Annotated in this window: 22 protein-coding genes; 5 read left to right on the top strand and 17 right to left on the bottom strand. The window is 72.8% G+C overall.

The window, feature by feature from the left end; translation table 11 throughout:
* Window positions 1-59: 59 nt before the first annotated feature.
* Complete coding sequence (locus ACF1A5_RS17315) at window positions 60-770, top strand: gamma-glutamyl-gamma-aminobutyrate hydrolase family protein (protein ID WP_392193696.1); 711 nt, start codon at window positions 60-62, stop codon at window positions 768-770.
* A 709-nt stretch (window positions 771-1,479) separates the two neighbouring features.
* Here the strand turns inward: ACF1A5_RS17315 and ACF1A5_RS17310 are convergent.
* A complete protein-coding gene (locus tag ACF1A5_RS17310; protein ID WP_392193695.1) occupies window positions 1,480-2,454 on the bottom strand; it encodes a phosphotransferase in 975 nt (324 codons plus the stop codon).
* Between the two features lie 64 nt (window positions 2,455-2,518).
* Window positions 2,519-3,478: a LysR family transcriptional regulator gene (locus ACF1A5_RS17305; RefSeq protein WP_392193694.1), complete on the bottom strand. Its 960-nt coding sequence runs from the start codon at window positions 3,476-3,478 to the stop codon at window positions 2,519-2,521.
* A 70-nt stretch (window positions 3,479-3,548) separates the two neighbouring features.
* Here ACF1A5_RS17305 and ACF1A5_RS17300 point away from each other — a divergent pair, with 70 nt between their 5' ends.
* Complete coding sequence (locus ACF1A5_RS17300) at window positions 3,549-4,721, top strand: C4-dicarboxylate ABC transporter (RefSeq protein WP_392193693.1); 1,173 nt, start codon at window positions 3,549-3,551, stop codon at window positions 4,719-4,721.
* Here the strand turns inward: ACF1A5_RS17300 and ACF1A5_RS17295 are convergent.
* From ACF1A5_RS17295 to ACF1A5_RS17280, 4 genes are all read right to left on the bottom strand, one after another.
* Window positions 4,633-5,352, bottom strand: coding sequence for a helical backbone metal receptor (locus ACF1A5_RS17295; protein WP_392193692.1), 720 nt, complete (start codon window positions 5,350-5,352; stop codon window positions 4,633-4,635). The two genes, ACF1A5_RS17300 and ACF1A5_RS17295, sit on opposite strands and share 89 nt — an antisense overlap.
* Entirely contained in the window at window positions 5,352-5,918 is a 567-nt protein-coding gene (locus tag ACF1A5_RS17290) for a helix-turn-helix domain-containing protein (RefSeq protein WP_392193691.1), read from the bottom strand. Before ACF1A5_RS17290 ends, ACF1A5_RS17295 begins: the two co-directional genes overlap by 1 nt.
* Before the next feature lie 486 nt (window positions 5,919-6,404).
* A complete protein-coding gene (locus tag ACF1A5_RS17285; protein WP_392193690.1) occupies window positions 6,405-9,020 on the bottom strand; it encodes an ABC transporter permease/substrate binding protein in 2,616 nt (871 codons plus the stop codon).
* Entirely contained in the window at window positions 9,013-10,101 is a 1,089-nt protein-coding gene (locus ACF1A5_RS17280) for a glycine betaine/L-proline ABC transporter ATP-binding protein (RefSeq protein WP_392193689.1), read from the bottom strand. The genes ACF1A5_RS17285 and ACF1A5_RS17280 overlap by 8 nt, the downstream gene beginning before the upstream one ends.
* Window positions 10,102-10,328: 227 nt before the next feature.
* On the opposite strand from ACF1A5_RS17280, the gene ACF1A5_RS17275 reads away from it, so the two are divergent.
* The 3 genes from ACF1A5_RS17275 to ACF1A5_RS17265 all read left to right on the top strand — a co-directional run bounded on the left by ACF1A5_RS17275 (window position 10,329) and on the right by ACF1A5_RS17265 (window position 13,391).
* Window positions 10,329-11,234: a 5'-3' exonuclease H3TH domain-containing protein gene (locus ACF1A5_RS17275; RefSeq protein WP_392193817.1), complete on the top strand. Its 906-nt coding sequence runs from the start codon at window positions 10,329-10,331 to the stop codon at window positions 11,232-11,234.
* Between the two features lie 103 nt (window positions 11,235-11,337).
* A complete protein-coding gene (locus ACF1A5_RS17270; RefSeq protein WP_392193688.1) occupies window positions 11,338-12,183 on the top strand; it encodes a siderophore-interacting protein in 846 nt (281 codons plus the stop codon).
* 254 nt (window positions 12,184-12,437) lie between these two features.
* The gene (locus tag ACF1A5_RS17265) at window positions 12,438-13,391 is read left to right on the top strand and encodes an RluA family pseudouridine synthase (RefSeq protein ID WP_392193687.1); all 954 of its coding nucleotides are present in this window, start codon (window positions 12,438-12,440) and stop codon (window positions 13,389-13,391) included.
* On the opposite strand, the gene ACF1A5_RS17260 is transcribed toward ACF1A5_RS17265, so the two are convergent.
* The 11 genes from ACF1A5_RS17260 to ACF1A5_RS17210 all read right to left on the bottom strand — a co-directional run bounded on the left by ACF1A5_RS17260 (window position 13,385) and on the right by ACF1A5_RS17210 (window position 24,714).
* Window positions 13,385-14,977, bottom strand: coding sequence for a cytochrome P450 (locus ACF1A5_RS17260; protein WP_392193686.1), 1,593 nt, complete (start codon window positions 14,975-14,977; stop codon window positions 13,385-13,387). The genes ACF1A5_RS17265 and ACF1A5_RS17260 overlap by 7 nt on opposite strands.
* A 58-nt stretch (window positions 14,978-15,035) precedes the next feature.
* A complete protein-coding gene (locus ACF1A5_RS17255) occupies window positions 15,036-15,656 on the bottom strand; it encodes an ATP/GTP-binding protein (protein WP_392193685.1) in 621 nt (206 codons plus the stop codon).
* Window positions 15,637-16,041 (bottom strand): DUF742 domain-containing protein, encoded by a 405-nt coding sequence (locus ACF1A5_RS17250; protein ID WP_392193684.1) that lies wholly within the window; start codon window positions 16,039-16,041, stop codon window positions 15,637-15,639. The genes ACF1A5_RS17255 and ACF1A5_RS17250 overlap by 20 nt, the downstream gene beginning before the upstream one ends.
* Window positions 16,038-16,445, bottom strand: coding sequence for a roadblock/LC7 domain-containing protein (locus ACF1A5_RS17245; RefSeq protein WP_356190000.1), 408 nt, complete (start codon window positions 16,443-16,445; stop codon window positions 16,038-16,040). The genes ACF1A5_RS17250 and ACF1A5_RS17245 overlap by 4 nt, the downstream gene beginning before the upstream one ends.
* Window positions 16,442-18,055, bottom strand: coding sequence for a sensor histidine kinase (locus tag ACF1A5_RS17240; protein WP_392193683.1), 1,614 nt, complete (start codon window positions 18,053-18,055; stop codon window positions 16,442-16,444). The genes ACF1A5_RS17245 and ACF1A5_RS17240 overlap by 4 nt, the downstream gene beginning before the upstream one ends.
* Window positions 18,056-18,464: 409 nt before the next feature.
* Window positions 18,465-21,317, bottom strand: coding sequence for a DEAD/DEAH box helicase (locus ACF1A5_RS17235; protein ID WP_392193682.1), 2,853 nt, complete (start codon window positions 21,315-21,317; stop codon window positions 18,465-18,467).
* 188 nt (window positions 21,318-21,505) lie between these two features.
* Window positions 21,506-22,411: a twin-arginine translocase subunit TatC gene (gene tatC, locus ACF1A5_RS17230; RefSeq protein ID WP_392193816.1), complete on the bottom strand. Its 906-nt coding sequence runs from the start codon at window positions 22,409-22,411 to the stop codon at window positions 21,506-21,508.
* A 92-nt stretch (window positions 22,412-22,503) separates the two neighbouring features.
* Complete coding sequence (tatA, locus tag ACF1A5_RS17225) at window positions 22,504-22,779, bottom strand: Sec-independent protein translocase subunit TatA (RefSeq protein WP_392193681.1); 276 nt, start codon at window positions 22,777-22,779, stop codon at window positions 22,504-22,506.
* 304 nt (window positions 22,780-23,083) lie between these two features.
* Window positions 23,084-23,278, bottom strand: coding sequence for a hypothetical protein (locus tag ACF1A5_RS17220; RefSeq protein WP_392193680.1), 195 nt, complete (start codon window positions 23,276-23,278; stop codon window positions 23,084-23,086).
* 9 nt (window positions 23,279-23,287) lie between these two features.
* Window positions 23,288-23,611 carry a hypothetical protein gene (locus ACF1A5_RS17215; protein ID WP_392193679.1) on the bottom strand — a complete coding sequence of 108 codons (324 nt, stop codon included), beginning with the start codon at window positions 23,609-23,611 and terminating at the stop codon, window positions 23,288-23,290.
* A complete protein-coding gene (locus tag ACF1A5_RS17210) occupies window positions 23,608-24,714 on the bottom strand; it encodes a helix-turn-helix transcriptional regulator (RefSeq protein WP_392193678.1) in 1,107 nt (368 codons plus the stop codon). The genes ACF1A5_RS17215 and ACF1A5_RS17210 overlap by 4 nt, the downstream gene beginning before the upstream one ends.
* Window positions 24,715-24,724 lie beyond the last annotated feature (10 nt).

Below are 24,724 nucleotides of genomic sequence, written 5' to 3'. Positions count from 1 at the left end.
GCGGCGGGCCGTAGCCGTAAAGGTAGCCCCGTACACCTTTGGGGGTCAGGGAGGCCAGCGTGACCGGACGACCGCTGATCGGGATCAGTACGTACCTGGAGACCGGGGCGCGCTGGGGGGTGTGGGAGCTGGAGGCGGCGCTGCTGCCGGCCGGCTATCCGCGGCTGGTGCAGCGGTCGGGCGGGCTCGCCGTGATGCTGCCGCCGGACGCGCCGGAACGGGCCGCGGCCGTCGTGGCCCGGCTCGACGGGCTGGTGATCGCGGGTGGCCCGGACGTCGAGCCGTCCCGCTACGGCGCCCTGCCCGACCCCCGGACGGGTCCGCCGGCCCGGACCCGGGACACCTGGGAACTCGCCCTGATCGGCGCCGCCCTGACGGCGGACGTCCCCCTGCTGGGCATCTGCCGCGGCATGCAGCTGCTGAACGTGGCCCTCGGCGGCACCCTGATCCAGCACCTGGACGGGCACGCGGAGGCGGTCGGCGTCTTCGGCGGCCACCGGGTCGAGCCGGTCCCGGGGACGCGGTACGCCGAGGCGGTGCCGGAGGAGACGACCGTCCCGACCTATCACCACCAGGCGGTGGACCGCCTCGGCGCGGGCCTCGTCGCGTCGGCGTACGCGGCGGACGGCACGATCGAGGCCGTCGAACTGCCCACCGCCCACTGGGTCCTGGGCGTGCAGTGGCACCCGGAGATGGACGACGACCCACGACTGATGCGCAGCCTGGTCCACGCGGCCACCGCGCGCTCCCCCCAGCACGCGGAGCCCTGAACCGCTCCCCCGGCCGGGACCAGACACGGACGCTGGGACGGAACGCGCGGCGAACCCGGTCGGGGCTCGTACCGGCGCCGGGGCCGGGGCCGGACCGAGGCGAGGGCCGGTCCGAGGGCGGCCCGGGGCCGGGCCGGACCGGGGCCGACGCCGGTCCGAGGTCCATCCGGGGCCGGCCGGAGGCCAGGACCCAATCGAGACGGGAGCCGAAAGCCGGGCCGGGGCCGGCCCGAGGCCAGACCGGGACCGGGACCGAGGCCGGACGGAAGGCCACAGCCCGGCCGACGAGGCCGGGCCGGACAAGGACCGAGACCGGGACCGGCACCGAGACCGACGCCAGGGCCGAGACCGGAGCCGAAAGCCGGGGCCGAGACCGGAGCCGAAGCCAGACCGTGGGACCGAGACCGGGACCGAGGCCGGACGGAAGGCCCCAGCCCGGCCGACGAGCCCGGGCCGGACAAGGACCGAGACCGAGACCGGCACCAAGACCGACGCCAGGGCCGAGACCGGAGCCGAAAGCCGGGGCCGAGACCGGAGCCGAAAGCCGGGGCCGAGACCGGAGCCGAAGCCAGACCGTGGGACCGAGACCGGGACCGAGGCCGGACGGCGGCCAGAGTCAGACCGAGGTCGGACCGAGACCGGGGTCGAGGTCGGGGCAACTCCCGGGCCGGGCCAGGCTGGAGCCGGGGCCTCGGCCGGGCGGAGCTCCCTAAGCCCACCCCAACCGCGCCCTGAGCCACGCCAAGGCGGTCTCGCCCTGTGCCCGCTGGAAGGCGCGCAGGGTGGGGATGCCCGGCGGGTCCGGGTGCAGGCTGTGGTGGAGGAAGAAGCCGGTGAGGGCGGCGAGCGTGGCGGTGACCGCCTCGGGGTCGGCGGTGCGGCCCAGGGGGTGGGCGGTGAAGACCTTCTCCGGGTCGGGGCCGCCCTGGGCCCGTACACACGGCAGCATGAGCAGCAGGTCGAACCACGGTGCGGCGCGCACCGCGTGCGGCCAGTCGACGAAGACGACCTCGCCGTCGTCCTCCCGCTCTCCGGTGAGCAGCACGTTGTCGGCCCGCAGGTCGGCGTGGGCGAGCGTGTCCCCGGATGCGGCCTCGGGCCACGGTGCGGCGAGGTCGGTGAGCTCCGCGAGGTGGACGACGGCCCAGGGGTCGACGCGCCCGTCGAGGTGCCCCTGCGCGCCGTCCAGCAGCCGGCGCCAGCCGGCGAAGTCCTGGGCGAGCGCCTCCGCGGCGGGCGGGGCGGCGACCGGCGACGGGCTGAGGCCGCGGCTCAGCCGCTCGACGGCGTCGAGGACCCGCCGCAGCTCGTCCGGCCGCCACGGCAGACGCGGCTGGCGTCCGGAGACGTCCTCGAAGACCAGGGCGACCCAGCCGCCGTCGTCGTACGTGCCGAGCAGACGGGGTGCGGGTACGGCGTCGGGGAGGGCGGCGGCGTTGCGGGCCTCGGCGCGGTGCAGGCGCGGGCTGAGCGGGTTGGCGTCCGCGCCGACGGCCTTCACGAAGGCGCGGCGGCCGGAGGCGGTCCGGACCCGCGCGGCCGCGCCGGGCGAGAAGCCGCCGGGCTGGGTCACGGCGTGCACCACGGGCGCGCCGAGGACCTCGGCCACGGCGTCCCGGACGGTCTCCGGCAGCCGTTCCCAGGGGGTTCGGACACCCGCGGCGGGTGGAGCGGTGCTGGTCATGCGCCATGGTGGCGCCCGGTCCGACCGGAACGCCAACGCTTTTCCGGCGCCCGGCCCCGCCCCCTCAGCCGGCCGAATTGCCCGGCCGGGCCCGGGAGCGGGTCAGGGACAGGAGGTCGCGGGCGGGGCCGGCGGGGCGGTGGCCCGTGGGCCAGACGGCTCGCAGGTCGCGGGTGAGGGCGATGCCGTCGACCGGGATGCTCACCAGCCGGCGCAGGGACAGCTCCTCGCCCACCGCCAGTTCGCTCAGCACCGCCGGCCCGGCACCGCTGACCGCGGACGCCTTGACCGCCGTGGTCGAGGACAGTTCGATGAGCGGCCTGGCCAGGCCGCCGAGCGCCGCGTCCAGGACCTGCCGGGTCCCGGAGCCCTCCTCGCGCAGGATCAGCGGGGTCGCCGCCAGTTCCCCGGCCGCCAGCGGCCTTCGGCGGCGCGCCCAGGGGTGGCCGGGGGCCGTCACCACGACCAGCCGGTCCCGGGCGATCACCGCGGAGTCCAGGCCGGACGGCACCGACAGCCCCTCCACGAAGCCGAGGTCGGCCTCGTCGGCGAGCAGCCGCTCCGCCACCGCGGCCGAGTTCCCGGCCAGCAGCGACACGGCGGTGTCCGGTCGCCGCCCGCGCAGCGCGATGAGCCAGCCCGGCAGCAGGTACTCGGCGATCGTCATGCTGGCCGCCACCCGCAGCCGCGAGTCCCGACGGTCGCGCAGCGCCTGCGCCCCCGCGTCGAAGGCCTCGGCCGCCTCCACGACCCGCCGGGCCCAGTCCGTCACCAGCGCCCCGGCGTCCGTCAGTCGCGACCCGCGAGGCGAACGGTCCACCAGCGCCACCCCCAGCTGCCGCTCCATGGAGCGGATCCGGCTGCTGGCGGCAGGCTGGGTGATGCCCAGCTCCCGCGCCGCCCCGCCGAGGCTGCCCAGGCGCGCCACCGCCAGCAGCAGTTCCAGCGCCCCGAGATCCGGCACCCGGTGCGCCAGCGGCACCCCGGGGGGCCGCTGCCGTCCGTTCCCCTCCGCGCCTGTCATAAATCCAGCTTATGCCCTGATAGAACGAGGCCCCCTGGTGACGTGCCCTGCCCCGGGACAGCCTGGGTCCATGGTCACCGCCGCCCAGCCCCTCCCCGTCCGTGCCGCACCCCGGCCCCGCTTCCCCGCCGTCCGTCACCTCGGACCCCACTGGTACGCCGCCGTCATGGGCACCGCCGCCGTCGCCACCGCGGGCGCCACGCTCCCGGTGCGCGTGCCGGGGCTGCGCACCGCCTGTGCCGCCGTCTGGGCGCTGTCGCTGGTCCTGCTCGCGGTCCTGCTGACCGCCCGGGCCCTGCACTGGAGGCACCATCGCGACCAGGCGCGCGCCCAGCTGCGCGACCCGGCCGCGGCCCCGTTCTACGGCTGTCTCGCCATGGCCCTGCTGGCCGTGGGCGGCGGCGCCCCCGCCGCCGGAGGGGACTGGCTCGGTTCCCGGACGGCCCTCGCGCTGGATGCCGGACTGTTCGCCGCTGGTACGGCCGTCGGGCTCGCGGCCGCCGTCGCGGTGCCGTACCTCATGGCCGTACACCACCGGGCCGGGTCGCCGGAGGCCTCTCCCGTGTGGCTGCTGCCGGTCGTCGCTCCCATGGTGTCCGCCGCGCTCGGCCCCCGCCTGGTGCCGCTGCTGCCGGCCGGGCAGGCGCGCCGGACGCTGCTCCTCGGCTGTGTGGCGCTGTTCGGGCTCAGCCTGCTCGCGACCCTGGCGCTGCTGCCGCCGGTGCTCGCGCGGCTGCTCACCGCCGGCCCGCTGCCCCTCGCGCTCACCCCGGCACTGTTCCTGGTCCTCGGCCCGCTCGGGCAGTCCACCACCGCCGCGGGCGCCTTCGCGGACGCGGCACCCGGCGTCGTACCCGCCCCGTACGCCCGGGGCTTCGACGTCCTGGCCGTTCTGTACGGGGTCCCGGTGATGGGCTTCGCGCTGCTGTGGCTGGCCCTGGCCGCCGCCCATGTGCTGCGCGCCCGGCGCCGGGGCATGGGCTTCGCGATGACGTGGTGGGCGTTCACCTTCCCGGTGGGCACCTGCGTCACCGGCGCCGCGGCCCTCGCCCGGCACACGCATCTCGCCGTCTACGGCGGGCTCGCGGTCGGCCTGTACGTCCTCCTCGTGGCCGCCTGGACCACCGCGGCCGCGCACACCGCGCGCGGGCTGCTCAACGGCGCGCTGCTCGCAGCGCCTCCCCCAGCACCCGCGGCGCCTCGGCCAGTGACGGTCCGTACCAGGTCAGGTGCCGTCCGCTGACCAGCGCGCAGGGCAGACCGGGGAAGGCCTCCGGCCCGTCGCCGGCGGTGAAGCGGTACGGCTCGTCCGGCAGCACGACGACGTCCGGAGCCGCCGCCCGCAACTCCTCCAGACCGATCCGCGGATAGCGCTCGGGATGGCGCGCGTACCGGTGGTCGACGCCGAGGCGGGCCAGCACGTCACCGGCAAAGGTGTCCCGGCCGAGCACCATCCAGGGCCGCCGCCAGATCGGCACGACGGCGGTGGTACGGCGGGCCGGCGGGCGCAGCGCCGACCAGGCCGCCTCCGCCCGCGTGAGCCAGGGCGGCCGCTCGTCCGCACCGCACGCCCGGAGCACCCGGGCCAGTTCCCCGAAGGCCTGGGCGACGGTGCGGACCTCGGTGACCAGGACCCGCACCCCGGCCGCGCGCAGCGCGTCGAGGTCGGGCGCCCGGTTCTCCTCCTCGTTGGCGATCACGAGGTCGGGGGCGAGGGCGGCGATCCTGTCGACGTGGGGGTTCTTGGTGCCGCCGATCCGTACGACGTCGAGGTCCGCGGGACGGGCGCACCAGTCGGTGGCGGCGATCAGGACGCCGGGCTCGGACACCGCGACCGCCTCGGTGAGCGAGGGCACCAGGGAGACGACCCGCATCAGCGCGACCGGTCCTGCACCGCCTCGATGTGCTCGGCCACCGCGACCACGATCACCCGGGTGTCCGGCACGGTCGCCCTCCAGCGGTGGCGCACGCCGCCGGTCAGGTACATCGTGTCGCCGCGCACCAGCCGGTAGGCGCGGCCCTCCGCCTCGATCTCGACCGCGCCGTCGGCGACGTACATCAGCTCGTCGTTGCGGTGCTGGAACTCGCGGCCGGCGTCGTGGTCCCCGGTGTACTCCGAGGCGTGCAGCTGGTGGTGGCCGCGCACCAGTGAGCGCAGCCGGGGCTCCGGCCCCAGCTCCGCCTCCTCGGCCCGCACCACGTCGACGCTGCACGCCGGGTCGGCCGCCGCGAGCAGTTCCACGGCGGTGGTGCGCAGGGCGTCGGCGACTTTTTCCAGGGAGCTACGGCTGGGCCGGGCCCGGTCGTTCTCCACCTGGCTCAGGAAGGGCACCGACAGGCCGCTGCGCTGGGCCACGACGGCGAGGGTGAGGTCCAGCGCGCGGCGCCGCCGCCGGACGGCCGCGCCCACTCGAAGGGGCTGCTCTTTGTGGTCGCCCATCGCTCCGGCTCCCTCCTCCGCTCGTCGGTCCGCTGTCTGGGGGCCCGGGTCCGGGCGCACTCCCCCTGATGACTTCTCTGCACCCTACGCATGTTCGGCAAACCGTTTCATGCGGCCGTCACATCCCCGTCATATCGTGTGGGGCCCGGCCCCCCGGTTCGCGCCAGTGGATCCGGGTGCGCGCCGTCCCGCGCGCCACGTGCGCCGCGGCCTCCTGCTCCGGGCCGGCGGGGCGGGAGCGACGGACCGACGGGCGGGCCGCGCTCCTCACCGGCTGCACGGGCCCGGGCTCTGGTGGGGACGTCGCTGTGAGTGGTTGACCGAATCCTTCCCGTGCGCCCCGAACGGTTCCGGTCACCCCCCTGGGCACGCCGGGCACCGTGCGGACCGCCGCCCGGGGAAGGCCCGAGGGGCGGGCCCCGGGCCCACGCGGTCAGGGTGCGTGGGAGGGGCCCGCCCCTCGGGCGGTGCGCGGCGCGGCGGTTCCTACTGCTGAGTCATCCGGTCGGCGACGTCCGGGTGCTGCTTCAGCCAGGAGGCGACGGCCTCCTCCTCGTGGCCCTGGCCGCGCTGGTTGATCTCGCTCTCCAGGCTGCCGAGCTCGGACTCGCTCATCCGGAAGTTCTGGACCCACTTGGTGAGCTGCGGGTACTGCTCCGGGAACTTCTCGTTGGAGATGGTGCGGATCGTGTTGCCCTCACCGAAGAGCTTCTTGTCGTCCTTCAGCTTGGTCAGGTCGTAGCGGGTGTAGGCCCAGTGCGGCGACCACAGAACGACCGCCACGGGCTTCTTCTGGGCGTAGTCCCGCTTGAGCTCGGCCAGCATCGCCGGCGTGGAGCCGTCGACGACCTTGTACTCCTTGTCCAGGCCGTAGCCGGGCAGGACCTTGTTCTTGAGCAGGTTCATCTCGCCGGTGCCCGGCTCGATGCCGATGATCTTCCCGTCGAACGTGCCGGCCTTGCCCTTGAGGTCCTCGAGGGTCTTCACGCCCTTGACGTAGGAGGGCACGGCGACCTCCAGCGAGGTGGGCCGGTACCAGGTGCCGAGGTCCTTCAGTCTGTCCTTGCTCTTGTCCCAGTAGTTCTTCTGGGCGTAGGGCAGCCAGGCGTCGAAGTTGAGGTCGATGTCGCCGGAGGCCAGGCCGGTGTAGACCGGGCCCACGTCCATCTGCTTCAGGTTCAGCTGGTACCCGCGCCGCTGCAGGACGTTCTTCCACAGGTAGGTGACGGCGACGTCCTCGTCCCACGGGAACCAGGCGACGTTCAGGGGGCGCTTGGCCTCGGCCGGCTTCGCGCCGGCACCGCCCGGGAGCGGGGCCAGCTTGTCGACGACGCCCGGGTTCTCCTTCAGCCAGGCACGTACGGCGTCCTGCTGCTTGCCCTTGCCGGCCTTGTTGATCCGGGCCTCGAGGCTGGTGAGCTGCTTCTCGTCGAGCTTGAAGTTCTTCAGCCACCTGCCGACGACCGGGTTGTCGGCGGCGAAACCCTTGCGGGCCAGCGTGTGCACGCCGTCGCCCTTGCCCCAGGCGCCCTTGGGGTCCTTCAGCTTCTTCAGGTCGTAGTCGTTGTACGCCCAGTGCGGCGACCAGAGCGTGACGACGATCGGCTGCTTCTTGCTGTAGGCGCGCTTGAGCTCGGCCAGCATCGCGGGCGTGGAGCTGTCGACGACCTTGTACTCCTTGTCCAGGCCGTACTGCTTGAGGACCTTGCTCTTCAGCAGGGCCATCTCGCCGGCGCTGGACTCGATGCCGGTGATCTTCCCGCCGAAGGTGCCGGCCTTGCCCTTGAGGTCGTCGAGCGAGTCGACGCCCTTCATGTACGCGGGCACGGACAGCTCCAGGGACGTCTGCCCGTACCAGGAGCCGAGGTCGTCGAGCTGCTTGCCGTACTTCTTCCAGTACTGCGCATGGGTCGTGGGCAGCCAGGAGTCGGTCTCGAAGTCGACATTGCCCTGCGCGAGGGAGGTGTAGAGCGGTCCGGCGTCGAACTGCTTGGCGTCGACCTGGTAGCCGCGCTGCTCCAGGACCTCCTTCCACAGGAAGGTGGAGGCGACGCCCTCGTCCCACGGGATGTAGCCGATGCTGATCTTCTTGCCCTGGCCGACGTCCTTGCTGCCGGCCACGGAGCCCGAGCCGCCGCCGTGGGCGAAGACGCCCATGCCGCCCGCCACGAGGGCGAGGATCACGACGCCGACCACGGCGACCGTCGGACGCGGCCGGTAGGACCAGATCTTCAGGCCCTGCGCGGCGCGCGCCTTGGCGGCCGCGCGCCGGCCGAGCGGGGAGACCTGGGTGCCCAGGGCGCTGGTCATGCGGTCCAGGTAGATCGCGAGGATCACGATGGCCACACCGGCCTCGGAGCCGAGGCCGACGTTGAGCTGGCCGATGGCCTCGTTGACGTCGCCGCCGAGGCCGCCGGTGCCGACCATGCCGGCGATGGCCGCCATGGACAGGCCGAGCATGATCACCTGGTTGACGCCCGCCATCACCGTGGGCAGCGCCAGCGGAAGCTGGACCCGCAGCAGGGTGTTGCGGGGCGTGGTGCCGAACGCGTCGGCGGCCTCGACCAGTTCCTTGTCGACCTGGCGGATGCCCAGCTCGGTCATGCGCACGCCCGGGGCGAGCGCGAAGATCAGCGTGGCGACGATGCCCGCGGAGGCGCCCGTCCCGAAGAACAGGATGGCCGGGATGAGGTAGATCATCGCGGGCAGCGTCTGCATGAAGTCCAGCACCGGCCGGACCAGGGCGCTGACCCGGTCGGAGCGGGCCGCCCAGATGCCGACCGGCACCGAGATCACCAGCGCGATGATCGTGGCGACGAGGACGAGGGACAGGGTCACCATCGCGTCGTCCCACAGTTCGAGGGAGTCGATGAAGGCGAAGCCCACGAAGGTGAGGACACCGGCGAGGGTGCCGCGCAGCCAGAAGGCCAGCACGGCGAAGACGCCCGCGAGCAGCAGCGGCTCGGGCGCCTGGAGGACGGCGGCGATGCCGTCGTAGGCGCCGGTGAAGACGGCCTTGAGGAAGTCGAAGAGCCAGGCCATGTGGCCCAGCAGCCAGTCGACGGCGCTGTTGACCCAGTCGCCGAGGGGGATCCTAGGCACGGGCCACCACCTTCTCGCCGCCCTTGCCCCGGGCGCTGTCGCAGCTGCCCGGCGCGGCCTGCTCGTCACCGAGGAAGCCGACGAGGCGCTGACGCTGGACGACGCCGACCAGCTCACGGTCCTCGTCCACCACGGCGACCGGGTGCGGCACCCGGGCGCTGATCGCGCACAGGTGGGTGAACGGCGTGTCCGGCGTGGCGGTCTCGCAGTCGCAGTCCGCCTCGTCGCCGCGCACGGCGCGGTCCATGACCGCCTCGGCCGTCAGGACCCGGGAGCGGTCGACGTCCTGGATGAAGGAGGCCACGTAGTCGTTGGCCGGGCGCAGCAGGATGTCCTCCGCGCTGCCGGTCTGCACGATGCGGCCGTCGCGCATGACGGCGATGCGGTCGCCCAGGCGCATGGCCTCGTTGAGGTCGTGGGTGATGAAGACGATCGTCTTCTTCAGCGTCTGCTGGAGCTGGAGGAGCTGGTCCTGCATGTCGCGGCGGATCAGCGGGTCCAGGGCGCTGAAGGACTCGTCCATCAGCAGCAGGTCGGCGTCGGTGGCGAGCGCGCGGGCCAGGCCGACGCGCTGCTGCATACCGCCGGACAGCTCGTCGGGCCAGGACTTCTCCCAGCCGGCCAGGCCACACAGGGCGAGCGCCTCGTCGGCGCGGCGTTCGCGCTCGGCGCGGGGCACGCCCTGCACTTCCAGGCCGTAGGCGGCGTTCTCGCGGACGCTGCGGTGCGGGAAGAGCGCGAAGTGCTGGAAGACCATGCTGATCTTCCGGGATCGGACCTCGCGCAGCTCCTTGCCGCCGAGGCCGGTCAGGTCCTGGCCGTCGAAGCGGACCTGGCCCGAGGTGGGCTCCAGCAGACCGTTCAACATGCGCAACAGGGTGGACTTGCCCGATCCGGACAGGCCCATCACGACGAAGATCTGGCCGGGCTCCACGGTGAAGGAGGCGTCGATCACCGCGGCGGTGGCGCCGTCGGCGCGCAGCTCCTCACGGTCGGCTCCTCGGCGGAGTCGGTCCACTGCTTTGTCCGGTCGTCTGCCGAACACCTTGAACAGGTGCTCGGCCTCTAGCGATGCTGACACGCGCACCTCTTGTCTCGGGGCCAGGGGCAGGACACGAAGGGCCGCTAACAGTTGAATCACGCAACGACCGTCGCTCCGAAGCCGCGCCTGCCCAGGATCTCCGGCCCCAAACTCGGCAGTGGCCCGCCTCACACGTCGCTGACCTCGCGCTTCCGGGGGCCCGCCCCCGCGCCGGACGGTGACTGTCGGTGCGGTGCGGCATGATGCGGGGCGTGACCGGACGACTGATGCTCCTCGACACCGCCTCCCTGTACTTCCGTGCCTACTTCGGCGTGCCGGAGTCGATCAAGGCCCCGGACGGCACGCCGGTGAACGCCGTGCGCGGGCTGCTCGACTTCGTCGACCGCCTGGTCAAGGACCACCGCCCCGACCGTCTGGTCGCGTGCATGGACGCGGACTGGCGTCCGCACTGGCGGGTCGAGCTGATCCCCTCCTACAAGGCGCACCGCGTCGCCGAGGAGCACCCGGGCGGCCCGGACACCGAGGAGGTGCCCGACACGCTCACCCCGCAGGTCCCGGTGATCGAGGCCGTCCTCGACGCCGTCGGCATCGCGCGCGTGGGCGTCGAGGGGTACGAGGCGGACGACGTCATCGGCACCTTCACCGCGCGGGCCGAGGGCCCGGTCGACATCGTCACCGGCGACCGCGACCTCTACCAGCTGGTGGACGACGCGCGCGGGGTGCGCGTGCTGTACCCGGTCAAGGGCGTGGGCACCCTGCAGACCACCGACGAGGCGCTGCTGCGCGAGAAGTACGGCGTCGACGGCCGCGGGTACGCGGATCTGGCGCTGCTGCGCGGCGACCCGAGCGACGGCCTGCCGGGCGTGCCCGGCATCGGGGAGAAGACGGCGGCCGTCCTGCTCGACCGGTTCGGCGACCTGGCGGGAATCCTGGCGGCCGTGGACGACCCGAAGGCCAGGCTGACGCCCTCCCAGCGCAAGCGGCTCGACGAGGCACGGCCGTACCTCGCGGTGGCGCCGAAGGTGGTGCGCGTCGCGGACGACGTGCCGCTGCCGGACGTGGACACGGCGCTGCCGCGCACCCCGCGCGACGCTGCGGCACTCCAGGAGCTGGCGGCCCGCTGGGGACTGGGCGGCTCGCTGCAGCGCCTGCTCACCACGCTCGGGTCGTGAGGAGGCCGCCCGCGCCCGCTCATGAGGCGTTCGCGGACGAGGTGTTCACGCCAGGAAGGTGCTAACTTAGGTAACCCTAAGCATGGGGAACTGGGAGGCCGTCATGGCAGATCGTCCGGCGCGCAAGACGCGGAAGACGCATTCCGCGCAGGTGATCCGCACCGAACGGCTGACCCCGCACATGCAGCGCGTGGTGCTGGGCGGCCCGGGCCTGGCCGGCTTCTCGGCCGGCACGTGCACCGACCACTACGTGAAGCTGCTGTTCCCGCCCGCGGGTGTCACCTACCCCGAGCCCTTCGACCTGGAGCGGATCCGCGCGGAGCTCCCGCGGGAGCGGTGGCCGGTGACCCGGACGTACACCGTGCGAGCCTGGGACGCCGAACACCGGGAGCTGACCCTGGACTTCGTCGTCCACGGCGACGAGGGCCTCGCCGGCCCCTGGTCGCTGGCCGTCGAGCCGGGCGCGACCGTGCGGTTCACGGGACCCGGCGGCGCCTACGCCCCGGACGCGAGCGCCGACTGGCATCTGCTGGCGGGCGACGAGAGCGCCCTGCCCGCGATCGCCCGCTCCCTGGAGGCCCTGCCCGAGGGCGCCGTCGCGCACGCCTTCGTCGAGGTGGCCGGTCCGCAGGAGGAGCAGAAGATCGACTCCGATGTCGAGGTCGTCTGGCTGCACCGCGGGGACCGGCCCGTCGGCGAGGCCCTGGTGGAGGCCGTACGGGCGCTGGACTTCCCCGAGGGCCGGGTGCACGCGTTCGTGCACGGCGAGGCCGGCTTCGTGAAGGAGCTGCGCCGCCTGCTGCGGGTCGAGCACGGCATCCCGCGCGAGGACCTGTCCGTCTCCGGCTACTGGCGGCTCGGTCACAACGAGGACGGCTGGCAGGCCTCCAAACGGGAGTGGAACGCCCGTATCGAGACGGAGCAGGAGGGCGCGCCCCCGGCCGCCTGAGCCCCGCGTGCCGCTGTGCCGGCCTCCGGCCGCGGGCTGCCCGCAGCCTCGGACGCCGGGACCGGCACCTCGGACGCCCTGACCTGGACCTCCTACGCCGGGACCCGCACCTCGGACGCCGGGACCGGCACCTCGGACGCCCGGATCTCTGCCTCGGCCGCCGGGAGCTGCACCTCTTACGCCGGGACCTCCATCTCGTACACCGGGGCCCGTACCGCTCACGCCGGGACCCGCACCTCGTACGCTGGGCCGTGATGCGACGCAAGACCCCGATTCCGCCCCCGCCCCTGCCCCAGCGCGACGGCGTGGACCCCGTGCGGGTGCGGCTGCCCGGGGAGGGCGCCTGGGCCACGGTGCGCGAGCATCTGGTGGAGCGGCTGTCGGGCGCCGGGCCCGGGGTGGTCGACGCGATGTTCGAGGCGGGGCGGATCGTCGGGGCCGACGGGCGGGCCGTCGCGCCCGACGCGGCCTACCGGCCGGGGATGTTCGTCTGGTTCCACCGGGAACTCCCCGACGAGGTCCCGGTGCCGTTCCCGCTGGAGGTCGTCCACCGCGACGAGCACATCGTCGTCGTGGACAAGCCGCACTTCCTCGCCACCACCCCGCGCGGCAGCCATGTCACCGAGACCGCGCTGGCGCGGCTGCGGCGCGAGCTGGGCATCCCCACGCTGACGGCCGCGCACCGGCTGGACCGGCTCACGGCCGGCCTGGTGCTGTTCACCGTCCGGCCCGGGGAACGCGGCGCGTACCAGACGCTGTTCGGCGACCGGCGGGTGCGCAAGGAGTACGAGGCCGTCGCCCCGTACGACCCCCGGCTCGCCCTGCCGCGCACGGTGCGCAGCCGGATCGTGAAGGAGCGCGGGGTCCTCACCGCCCGCGAGGTGGCGGGCGAGGTGAACGCGGTCACCCGTGTGGAGCTGACGGAGCACCGCGCGGACGGCCTCGCACGCTACCGGCTGCTGCCCACGACCGGGCAGACCCACCAACTGCGGGTGCACCTCAGTGCGTTGGGCGTGCCGATCCTCGGCGACCCGCTCTACCCGGTGGTGACCGGCCCCGTGCCGCCCGGTGACTTCCGGCGGCCGCTGCAACTGCTGGCGCGGACGCTGGAGTTCACCGATCCGGTCACGGGGCGGGAGCACCGGTTCGACAGCGGGCGCACGCTCGGTGCCTGGTCCTCCCCCGGCGCGTGGGCGACTGGTCAGTAGCCGCGCCACCAGCGCAGCAGGCGCCGCCACGCCCCCTGCGGGCGGGCCGGCGCGGCGGGTTCACCGGCCGGCACGGGCCCGGGCCACGACGGTGCGCTCTCGCCCGGCACGGCCGACGCGACCTCCCGTACGGACGTCGCGCCCTCCGGTGCGGGTGACGCCGAGGGCGCGGCCGAGGCGACCGCCCACCGGGACGACGCCGACGGTTCGGCCGACGGTGTCGCGGGCGCCGCGCGTTCGGTGCCGATCTCCCAGGCGGCGCGCTGCTGCGGAACCGCGGCCGGGTTGAGGCTCGGCTTCGCCGTCACGTCCTGCGGCGGCCGCGGCGTGAACCGTACCGGCAGTTCCACCAGGTGCTGGGAGGCGATGGACTCGGTCCAGCGCAACTCCTCCTCGTCGCAGTCGAGCTGGATGTCCGGCAGCCGCATCAGCAGGGCGTCCACGCCGACGTCGGCGATGGCGCGCCCGATGTCCTGGCCGGGGCACTCGTGCGGGCCGCCGCCGAAGGCGAGGTGCGAGCGGTTGCCCTGCATGTCGGCGTCCAGGTCGGGGCGCACCCGGGGATCGACGTTGCCCGGCGCGATGCCGAAGAGCAGTCCGTCGCCCCGGCGGATGCGCTGCCCGCCGAGTTCCGTCTCCTGTTTGGCGAAGTAGCCGAAGACGGTACTGAACGGCGGCTCGTCCCACAGGGACTGCTCCACCGCCTCCGGCACCGTCATCTGCCCGCCGTTGAGCTGGGCGCGGAAGCCCGGCTCGGTGAGCACCCGGCGCAGCACGTTGGCGAGGAGGTTGGCGGTCGCCTCGTAGGCGGCGATGAGCACCACCCGCAGGTGCTGGCCGATCTCGTCGTCGCTGAGGCCGGCCGGGTGGCCGATGAGGTGGCTGGTGAAGTCGTCCTCGGGCCGGGACCGGCGGCGGGCGGCCAGGCGCAGCAGGCAGTCCATGATGTACTGATTGCTGGCGATCGCGGTCTCGGTGCCCTTGAGCATGTCGCGGGCGGCGTGCACGATGCGGTCGTTGTACTCCTCGGGCATCCCGAGGACCTGGCACATCACCGCCATGGGCAGGTGCTCGGCGAACTCGTCGACGAGGTCGGCCCGGCCCTCCTCGCAGAAGCGGTTGACGAGGCGCTGGCTGGAGCGGCCGATGTGGCGGCGCAGACCGCGGTGGTCGATGGTGGCCATGGCGCCGGTGACCGCGCCGCGCAGCCGCTTGTGCTCGTCGCCCTCGGCGTGCGAGCAGATGGGCTGCCAGGCGATGTGCGGCATGAGGGGGTGGTCGGGCTTGACCATGCCCTCCCTGAGCGGGGTCCAGATACGGCTGTCCCGGGTGAACTGGGAGGGTGTGCGCACCATGTGCAGGTTCTCGGCGTGGCCGAGGACCACCCACATCGGCACGTCGTCGTGGAGCAGCACGGGCGCCACCGCGCCGTACCGTTTGCGGAGTCGGTCGTACAGCGCCGTCAGGTCCTTTGCCTCGTGCAGCCGGTGCAGTCCCCCGGGCCCGACGCCGTGCGCGGGGCAGCCGGGGGGCGGATCGAGGGTGAGGTCGTCCGGTCCGGTCAGGGAGTGGGGTTCGGGCGTCACAGTGGTCGCTTTCGGACGGGAGTGAGTGCGGAGTGTGGGAACTCGCTGCGAGGGGGCCTCAGGTGAGCGAGCCCGTCATGGCGAGCGAGTGCAGGAAGCGCATCAGGGTCATGAGGACGTCGCGGCTGGAGGCCCGGCGGCGGACGTCGCACTCGACGATGGGGATCTCCGGGGACAGGTCGAGCGCCGTGCGCAGCTCCTGCATCGGGTAACGGGGCGCGTCCGGGAAGGAGTTGACGGCGACGACGAAGGGCACGCCGCGCTCCTCCAGACGCCCTATGACGTCGAAGCTGACCTCCAGGCGGCGGGTGTCGACGAGCACGACCGCGCCGAGCGCGCCTTCGAACAGGCCGTTCCACAGGAACCAGAAGCGCTGCTGCCCGGGGGTGCCGAAAAGGTACAGCACCAGCTGGTCGGTGATGCTGATGCGGCCGAAGTCCATCGCCACGGTGGTGGCGGTCTTGGAGTCGGAGCCGTAGTTGTCGTCGACGCCGATGCCGGCCTGCGTCATGGTCTCCTCGGTGGTCAGCGGCCTGATCTCGCTGACCGAGCCGACCATGGTGGTCTTGCCGACCCCGAACCCGCCGACCACCACGATCTTCACCGCGGCCTGGGCCGTGTGCGGCAGGTGGTCCTCGGTCCGTGGTCCGGGGACGGCGTCAGAGCCTTTGAAGTCCATGCATCACCGCTTCGAGGAGGGAACGGTCGGGTACGGCCTGGCGGACGATCGGGGCGCGTGCCTGAACCAGTTCGGCCGTGAGCAGCTCGGTGAGCAGGACCGTCATCGCGCTGAACGGCAGGCTGAGATAGGCCGAGAGCTCGGCCACGGACAGAGGGGCCGCGCAGAGCCGGAGCACCGCCGCCTGCTCGGGGGTGGCGGACGGGGGCGGATCGGCGCGGGCCACGATCAGGGTCACCAGGTCCAGGGCGGCACGGGCGCCGTCCTCGTCCGCGCCGGCCACCACGTACAGGCGCTCGGGGTTCTTCTCCTCGCCCTGCTTGGCGGGTTCGGGGGGCGGCGGTTCGTGCCGGGGGTAGCGCCTCTGGCGTCGCGGAGGAGTCATACGGTCTGCCCGTTGCGTCGGGGCGGACTGGTCAGATGGGCACCGATGCGGACCACGAGGTCCCGCATCCGGGCGCTCATCAGGCCGGGTTCGGTCCGGATGTCGGCGAGCACCGCGAGGTAGGCGTTGGCGCCGGCGGACATCAGGTAGAAGTAGCCGCCGTTGATCTCGATGATGACCAGCTTCATCCGGCCGTCGCTGTCGGGGATCTCGACGGCGACGGCGCCGGCGAGGCTCTGCAGTCCCGCGCAGGCCGCGGCGACCCGGTCGGCCGCGTCCGGTTCGCCGCCGTAGCGGGCGATGCGCAGGCCGTCGGCCGAGAGGACCACGATCATCTCGATGCCGGGTACGCCGTCGTGGAGCTCCTTGAGCATCCAGTCGAAGTTCGCTCGCTGCTGGATCACTTGAGGTCCCCCTCGTCGTCGGCCTCGGCGCGGGCCGGTCGGTCGATCAGATGGGTGAAGGCGGTCGGGTCCTGCGTGAACGCGGTGGGGTCGGGCCCTGGGTTGTCCTTCTTGAGTCCGTCCCAGAAGGCCTCGACCCACAGGCCCGGTTCGGGCTCCTTCTCGTCGGTCTTCGGCTCCGGTTCGGGCGTGGACCACACGGAGCGGCCCTCCTGTTCGGCGCGCTCGGCGGCGACCTGCTCGGCGATGCGCTGGCTGAGGGGGGTCTTGACCCGGCTGCGGCGCTGCGGAAGGCCGCCCGGCGTCCATTCGGTGACCTCGGGGACGTCGTCCTCCAGGGACACCGGGGCGGGGAGGCGCGGACTGGTGGGGCGGCGCCGCTTGGGGGCGCGCTTGGGTCCCTCCACCGTGCCCTCGGTGGGCTTGGGGATGGCGGTGGCGCCGATGCCGTGGGCGAGTCCGGGGGCGGGCTCGCTGGTCATCATGTCGCTCGGCACGACCAGGACGGCGCGGACACCGCCGTACGCGGAGGCCCGGAGCGACACCTGCATCTTGTACGTCGTGCACAGCCGGCCCACGACGGCCAGGCCCAGCCGGGGGCTCTCGCCGACGTCCTGCAGGTCCATGCCGGCCTTGGCGCGCTCCAGCATCCTCTCGACCCGGGCGCGGGCCTCCTCGCTGAGGCTGACGCCGCCGTCCTCGATCTCGATGGCGACGCCGGTCTGCACCTCGATCGCGGTGACGTGCACCTTGGTCTGCGGGGGCGAGTAGCGGGTGGCGTTGTCGAGGAGCTCGGCGGCGGCGTGGATGACGGGCTCGACGTGGGTGCCCTTGATGTTGACCTTGGCGATGGAGTGCAGCTCGATGCGGCGGTACTCCAGGATCCGGGACATGGCGCCGCGCAGCACGCTGTAGAGGGTGACCGGGTTGGGCCACTGACGGCCGGGGCGGCCGCCGCCGAGGACGGAGACGGAGTCGGCGAGGCGGCCGATCAGCGCGGTGCCGTGGTCGATGCGCAGCAGGTCGTCGAAGACCTCGGGGCTGCGCCCGTGGTCCTCCTCCATCTCCCGCAGTTCCTTGGCCTGCTGGTGGACGATGGCCTGGACGCGCCGGGCGATGCTGACGAAGGAACGCGAGGTGGAGTCGCGCAGGGCCTCTTCCTGGTCGACGATGTCGAGGATGGACCGCAGCACCGTGCGCTGCGACTCGGGGATCCGCCGCCACTCGGGATGGTCGTCGACGACGTCGAGCATGACCTCCCGGGGGGAGTTGCCGGAGCGCAGGTGGTGGACCGCGGTGGGGATGATCTCCGATCCGAGACGGACGATCTCCTGGTCGTGGGCGGCCAGGAGCCGCTCCAGACGCGCGGTGTGGCGGGCGTGTTCCGCCCGCTGTTCCCGGATGGTGCGGCCGCGGCGCACCGCTTCGGCCGCGGTGGCGAGCACCAGCAGGGTGGCGACGGCGCCGAGGCCGCCGACGGCGAGGCGGGCCGGGCCCGTCACCAGGGCGACGGCGGCCCCGGTCGCCGCCGCCATCAGTATGGCGGGCGGCAACAGCACACGCAGGAAGGGAAGTTCACGGTCACCGGGGGGTGATTGGACACTCACCATGTAAGCCCTCTGAGACGAGTCGGCTGGGTTTCGGGGGAGCTTGCTACGGGGTACGTCATGGAAATGTCTGGAACATCGGCAGATTTGGGAACAAGCGCACGAATACGTCTCAACTCGGTGCGCCGCGGGCGAGCTTAGTCCGAGCGGATCATCGCCATGTCATATTCAGCAAGCACCTGAATCGGCACGCGGGACAGGAGTACGCTCAGGTCGTTTACACGCTCGGCCCGCTCTCGCACACGGAGTGTCACGGCGTACGGGCGTGCGAAAACGACTCACCGTCAGGAGTGAAAGGGCGCTTCCAGATCGCCGGCGCCCGTGACCTCGCGCCGCCGGGGCGGCACAGCACACAGACGGGTGCGGGGCGCGCGAACGGTCTCGCGCACCCCGCACCCGTCGAACGTCCGTCTCACCCCACGGACGAGTACGCCACCACTCCCCGCAGCAACTGCTCGACGGCCTTGCGCGCGTTCTTCGTGACGGTCGAGCCCTCCGCGGGGGCCGCTGCGGCGATCTGCCCCAGTACGTCGATGACCTGCTTGCACCAGCGCACGAAGTCGCCCGCGGGCATCTCCACCTCGCGCAGCACCTCGTCCAGGCCCTTGCCGGAGGCCCACATGTAGGCGGCCCAGGCGAAGCCGAGGTCGGGCTCGCGCTGGCCCACGCCCTCGGCCTGGTTGATGCGGAAATCCTCCTCCAGGGCGTCCAGGCGCCCCCAGATCCGCACCATTTCGCCGAGCGCCGCCTTCGCGTTGCCCGAGGGCACCTTGGGCGTCATCGCGTCGTCGCTGATCCGCGCCTCGTACACCAACGCCGAGACACAGGCGGCGAGTTCGGCCGGCCCGAGGCCCTCCCAGACCCGCTCGCGCAGGCACTCGCTGGCGAGCAGGTCGAGCTCGCCGTAGAGCCGGGCGAGCCGCTTGCCGTGCTCGGTCACCTCGTCGCCCCTCAGATAGTCGAGCTCGGTCAGCAGCGCGACGATGCGGTCGAAGGTGCGCGCGATGGTGTTCGTCCGGCCCTCGATCCGGTGCTCCAGCTGCTTGGTGTCGCGCATCAGCCGGTGGTAGCGCTCGGCCCAGCGGGCGTGGTCCTCACGGTCGTTGCAGCCGTGGCAGGGGTGGGCGCGGAGCGCGGTGCGCAGCCGGGCGATCTCCCGGTCGTCGGCCGCCTGCGAGCGCCGCTTGCGCTGCCGCTCCGGCGCGATGTGCCCGGCCTTGGTGCGCAGCGCGGAGGCCAGGTCCCGGCGGGACTGCGGTGAGCGCGGATTGAAGGACTTCGGGATCCGCATCCGCTCCAGCGGCTCGACCGGGACCGGGAAGTCCATGGTCGCCAGCCGCTTGACCTGGCGCTCGGCGGTCAGCACCAGCGGGCGCGGGCCGTCGTGGTACTCGAGGCCCCGGTGGCCGTTCGTACGGCCCGCGGGCAGACCCGGGTCCAGGACCAGCGCCAGGCCCGCGTACTTGCCGGTGGGGACGTGGATGACGTCACCCGGCTTGAGCTTCTCCAGGGCGACGGCGGCCTCGGCGCGCCGCTGGCTCGCGCCCTGCCGGGCCAGCTCGGTCTCCCGGTCCTTCAGCTCGCGGCGCAGCCGCGCGTACTCCTCGAAGTCGCCGAGGTGGCAGGTCATGGAGGCCTTGTAGCCGTCCAGCCCCTCCTCGTTGCGCTGCACCTGCCGGGAGATCCCGACCACCGACTTGTCGGCCTGGAACTGCGCGAACGACGTCTCCAACAGCTCGCGCGAGCGGTGCCGGCCGAACTGCTCGACCAGGTTGACCGCCATGTTGTACGACGGTTTGAAGCTGGAGCGCAGCGGATACGTCCGTGTGCCGGCGAGTCCGGCCAGGTGCTCGGGGTTCATGCCGCGCTGCCACAGCACCACCGCGTGGCCCTCGACATCGATCCCACGCCGGCCGGCCCGGCCGGTGAGCTGCGTGTACTCGCCGGGGGTGATGTCGGCGTGCTGCTCGCCGTTCCACTTGACGAGCTTCTCCAGCACCACCGAGCGGGCGGGCATGTTGATGCCGAGCGCGAGGGTCTCGGTGGCGAAGACGGCCTTGACCAGGCCGCGCACGAACAGCTCCTCGACGACCTCCTTGAAGGTCGGCAGCATGCCCGCGTGGTGGGCGGCGATGCCGCGCTCCAGACCTTCCAGCCACTCGTAGTAGCCGAGGACGTGCAGGTCCTCCGACGGGATGGAGGCGGTGCGCTCCTCGACGAGCGCGCGCACCTCCTGCCGCGCCTCCTCGTCGTTGAGCCGCAGGCCCGCGTACATGCACTGCTGGACGGCGGACTCGCAGGCGGCCCGGCTGAAGATGAACGTGATCGCGGGCAGCAGCCCCTCGGCGTCGAGCCGCTCGATGACCTCGGGACGGCCGGGCGTCCACACCCGGGAGCGCTGCCGGCGCTCGCGCTCGCGGTCGGCCTCGCGCATGGCGCGGCCGCGCCGGCGGTCCTGGTAGGACGGGCGGCTGGCCTCCATGCGGGCCATGCGCGTGAGGTCGGGGTTGACGGCCTTGCGGTGGCCCTCGCCCTCCTCGAACAGGTCGTACATCCGGCGTCCGGCGAGCACGTGCTGGAACAGCGGCACCGGCCGGTGCTCGGAGACGATCACCTCGGTGTCACCGCGGACGGTGTCCAGCCAGTCGCCGAACTCCTCGGCGTTGGACACGGTCGCCGACAGCGACACCAGGGTCACGGACTCGGGGAGGTGGATGATCACTTCCTCCCATACGGCGCCGCGGAAGCGGTCGGAGAGGTAGTGCACCTCGTCCATGACCACGTAGCCGAGGCCGAGGAGGGTCTGGGAGCCGGCGTACAGCATGTTCCGGAGCACCTCGGTGGTCATCACGACCACCGGGGCGTCGGAGTTCACGCTGTTGTCGCCGGTGAGGAGGCCGACCTTGCCGCTGCCGTAGCGGCGGCACAGGTCGGAGTACTTCTGGTTGGACAGGGCCTTGATGGGGGTCGTGTAGAAGCACTTCTTGCCCTGCTGGAGGGCGAGGTGGACGGCGAACTCGCCCACGATCGTCTTGCCGGAGCCGGTGGGCGCGGCGACCAGCACGCCCTTGCCCGCCTCGAGTGCCTGGCAGGCCTCGATCTGGAACGGGTCGAGGCCGAAGTCGTACATCTCGCGGAAGTCCGCGAGCGCGGTGGCCTGCTCGGCAGCGCGCCTGCGTGCTGCCGCGTACCGCTCGGCCGGTGAGAGATCCTCTGTCATCGTGCTTTCGAGCGTACCGGGCCGCACTGACAACAGGACGATCATTATCCGGATCGGTGACGTCCGGGTCCGGGAACGCGAAGACCCCGGTCCGCGCGGACCGGGGCCCCTCTCACGCACTGGCGTGATCCAGGGCATCGAGGAGTGCTGACGGGCTGACGCGCAGCCGGGGGCCGGACGGAATGTTCCGTCCGGCCCCCCGTTCATGCCGCTTCTCGGGTCGCCCGTTGCCGTCAGGTGACGTCGTCGTAACCGTTGTGCCTGGGTGAGGGGGTGCCGTCGACGCTGCCGCGGACCTGCCCGGGCAGGACCCGCGAGACTGATACGCGCTCCACCTCGCCGAGGTCCTGCGGAGTGAGGTCGAGCGGTGACGCCTCGTCGTCGTCCAGCTCGGCGTCGGGGTCGGAACGGCGGCGGCGCCGGTCGTTGAGGACGCAGACGCCGACCGCGATGAAGTACAGGACGATGATCGGCCCGGCGAGCGCGATCATGCCGAACGGGTCGGTGGTGGGCGTCGCCACGGCTCCGAAGATGAAGACGCCCATCACGACGCCCCGCCACCACCCGAGCATCCGGCGCCCGGTCACCAGGCCGGTCAGATTCACCATGATCAGCAGCAGCGGCAGCTCGAAGGCCGCTCCGAAGATCAGCACCATCCGAACGGTGAAGTCGAGGATCTTGTCCATCGGCAGGATGTTCGCCGACCCGTCGGGCGTGATACCGAGCAGGACCCTCATGCTGATCGGCATGACGGTGTAGGCGAGCCAGGCACCGCCGAAGAAGAGCGGCACCGCGGCCGACACGAAGTAGTACGAATACCGCCGCTCGTGCCGGTGGAGACCGGGGGCCACGAACGCCCACAGCTGATACAGCCAGATCGGGCTGGAGATGATGACACCTGCCATGACGCTCACCTTCACCGTGGTGGTGAAGGGAGAGAGGAGGTCGGTGTACGCGATGACCGCGCACGCGCCTCCCGTGGTCTCACCGAGCCCCTTGGTGCAGCGGGGAACGGGAGAAGACAGGAACTCCATCAGTTGCTGGCTGTAGAAGGCGGCCGCGACCGACACGACGGTCAGCGCCAGCACTGCCTTCGCGAGCCGGTTGCGCAGCTCACGAAGATGGTCCGCGAGGGGCATCCGCCCCTCCGGATCCTTGTCCCTCTTGCGGGCAGACTTGGGCAACCCACGTCCTCATCTCGTGCGGCGGGCCGGAGGAGTCCGGCCCAGCGTCAGCGCTTGGTCGTGTCCGTCGGCTCGTTGACCGGGCGCGAGCTCGCCACGTCTCCGGGAGCGGCCTGGATGGTGCGCTGCGAGGGAGGCTGCTCGTTCCCGGACGCCGGGGCGGAGGTGTTGCCGTCCTCCTTCATCGCCTTGGCCTCGCTCTTGAGGATCCGGGCGGACTTGCCGAGCGAGCGCGCCATGTCCGGAAGCTTCTTCGCGCCGAACAGGAGCACGATGACGACGAGGATGAGAATGATCTCGGGGGCTCCGAGCCTTCCGAACATAAGTCTTTACCTTCTCACCGAGGCGGCTGGGTGGGGGTGCTGTCCGACCGGTCGGACGCATCTGTGATCGATCGTGCCTGACAGCGATCGTAACGCTCAGGGGTGAACGCGAGGCAATCCCCGTGCGTACTCCCGTCCACGGCCCGGGCCTCGTTCACCGGGCTGCGATCAGCAGCGTACCTGTCCGGGCGAACTGCATAACAGGGCGAGGTGGCGCAAACGGCGCGCCGGGCCGGACTCACACTGCTTTCTTGACCGGCGCCGCGGCGAACCCTGCGACCGCCGGCGCGGGGACGCCGCCCCTTCACAGCGACTCCGCGGACCGGGCCGTGCTCACGGCCGCCCGCTCCAGGTCCTCGGCCGCCCGGTTGATGCGGCGCGCGGACTCCGAGACCTGCCTGCCGAGGCGCTGCGCCTCGACGAAGACCCGGACGGCGAGCACGCCGAGCACGGCGAGACCCAGGAAACCCGCGGACACCGCGAACATCGGCCAGAACATGGTCCGAGCCTAGACCGTGGAGTGCAGCCGCAGCGTCCTGACCCCGCCGCCGGTGAGGAGCTCGACGATCCGCTCACCGGCCGGCTTGCGGACCCCGGCGCCGCAGTCGGGACAGGTGAAGGAGTAGAAGGTGGTGCGGCTGCTGGCCCCGATGGCCAGGCGCAGCGAGCTCGCGGCGAGTTCGAAGCATCCCCGGCAGTCGGGGCAGCCCGCCCGGAAGACCACCGGGGCCACGCTTCTCATCCCCGCGAACGCGGCCGCCACCGACATGTCCCGCACGTCCCGCACGCCGCGCACATCCCGCACTCCGGACGACGTCGCCGACTCGCTCAAAGCCCCAGCTCCTGCCTGTCGTACCACCCGTCCGCCCCGTCGCGGACCGGGTGCACCCCGCCGGGTTCCGGCGCCGCGCCGGCCCTGCCGGATTCAGGCGCCGCGCCGGCCCCGCCGGCCTCCACGCCGTCGTACGCCGCCAAGGCCTCGCGCGCCGCCTGCCGGGCGCTGTCGGCCAGCTCGTGCGGAGCGACGATCCGGCCGTCGCGCCCGAGGCGCAGCGCCAGGCGTCTGAGCGACGCCGGGTCGGGGGTGCGCAGAGTGATACGCAGTCCGCCGTCGGGAAGCTCATCGGCGCTGTCGTGCGGGTAGTACTCGGCGACCCAGCGGCCTCCCGGGCCGGTCTCGACGACGACCTCGGGGTCCTCGGCGGCGGGCTGGACCAGCGCCTCGGACAGGTCGCGCAGCTCCATCTCGGGCGGCGCGGACGGCTCGTCGAGGATCCTGATCTCGGCGACCCGGTCGAGCCGGAAGGTGCGGCGCGCCTCGGAGCGGCGGCACCAGGCCTCCACGTACGTGTGGCCGACGCTGACCAGGCGGATGGGGTCGATCTCGCGCTCGGTGACCTCGTCGCGCGCGGGCGAGTAGTAGCGGATCCACAGGCGGCGGCGCTCGGAGATCGCCCGGTCGACGTCGGCGAAGACACCGCCCTCGGACTCGAAGGTCACCGACAGCCGGGAGCTGGCGCCGGCCGCCTCGCCGGCCGCGGTCTCCACCTTGGCGGTCGCCCGCAGCAGCGCCTGCCGGTCGCTCTCGCGCAGACCGGGCAGGGTCGACACGGCGCGGGCGGCGACCAGCAGCGCGGTGGCCTCGTCGGCGGCCAGCCGCAGCGGCTCGGCCGCGTCCGCCCCGAGGGCCGCGGGGTTGTGCCACCAGATGCGCTCGCCGTCGGTGTCGATGTCGAGCAGGTCACCGCCGCGGAAGCTGGTGCCGCACATGGGGAGCACGTCGAGGTCGGAGACCAGTTCGTCCTCGGTGATGCCGAAGGCGCGCGCGACGTCCTCGATCCGGGCACCGGGGCGCTCCCGGAGATACGTCACCAGCGAGAGCATCCGCCGGGTCTGGTCGATGGCGTTCGTGGGCCTGACCGGTTTGCCTGCCACGTGATCTTCC

It is taken from the genome of Streptomyces sp. NPDC014864 (assembly GCF_043081525.1).
GTDB lineage: Bacteria > Actinomycetota > Actinomycetes > Streptomycetales > Streptomycetaceae > Streptomyces.
This window is presented reverse-complemented; position numbering and strand designations above follow the sequence as displayed.

Excerpts from the sequence above, each read along its gene's own strand:
- ACF1A5_RS17235 (WP_392193682.1), bottom strand. The coding sequence starts at position 21,317 with ATGATCGTCCTGTTGTCAGTGCGGCCCGGTACGCTCGAAAGCACGATG.
- ACF1A5_RS17270 (WP_392193688.1), top strand. The coding sequence starts at position 11,338 with ATGGCAGATCGTCCGGCGCGCAAGACGCGGAAGACGCATTCCGCGCAG.
- ACF1A5_RS17290 (WP_392193691.1), bottom strand. The coding sequence starts at position 5,918 with ATGGGCGACCACAAAGAGCAGCCCCTTCGAGTGGGCGCGGCCGTCCGG.
- ACF1A5_RS17275 (WP_392193817.1), top strand. The coding sequence starts at position 10,329 with ATGCTCCTCGACACCGCCTCCCTGTACTTCCGTGCCTACTTCGGCGTG.
- tatC (WP_392193816.1), bottom strand. The coding sequence starts at position 22,411 with ATGCCCCTCGCGGACCATCTTCGTGAGCTGCGCAACCGGCTCGCGAAG.
- ACF1A5_RS17265 (WP_392193687.1), top strand. The coding sequence starts at position 12,438 with ATGCGACGCAAGACCCCGATTCCGCCCCCGCCCCTGCCCCAGCGCGAC.
- ACF1A5_RS17255 (WP_392193685.1), bottom strand. The coding sequence starts at position 15,656 with ATGGACTTCAAAGGCTCTGACGCCGTCCCCGGACCACGGACCGAGGAC.
- ACF1A5_RS17295 (WP_392193692.1), bottom strand. The coding sequence starts at position 5,352 with ATGCGGGTCGTCTCCCTGGTGCCCTCGCTCACCGAGGCGGTCGCGGTG.
- tatA (WP_392193681.1), bottom strand. The coding sequence starts at position 22,779 with ATGTTCGGAAGGCTCGGAGCCCCCGAGATCATTCTCATCCTCGTCGTC.
- ACF1A5_RS17300 (WP_392193693.1), top strand. The coding sequence starts at position 3,549 with ATGGTCACCGCCGCCCAGCCCCTCCCCGTCCGTGCCGCACCCCGGCCC.
- ACF1A5_RS17250 (WP_392193684.1), bottom strand. The coding sequence starts at position 16,041 with ATGACTCCTCCGCGACGCCAGAGGCGCTACCCCCGGCACGAACCGCCG.
- ACF1A5_RS17310 (WP_392193695.1), bottom strand. The coding sequence starts at position 2,454 with ATGACCAGCACCGCTCCACCCGCCGCGGGTGTCCGAACCCCCTGGGAA.
- ACF1A5_RS17240 (WP_392193683.1), bottom strand. The coding sequence starts at position 18,055 with ATGGTGAGTGTCCAATCACCCCCCGGTGACCGTGAACTTCCCTTCCTG.
- ACF1A5_RS17305 (WP_392193694.1), bottom strand. The coding sequence starts at position 3,478 with ATGACAGGCGCGGAGGGGAACGGACGGCAGCGGCCCCCCGGGGTGCCG.
- ACF1A5_RS17220 (WP_392193680.1), bottom strand. The coding sequence starts at position 23,278 with ATGTTCTGGCCGATGTTCGCGGTGTCCGCGGGTTTCCTGGGTCTCGCC.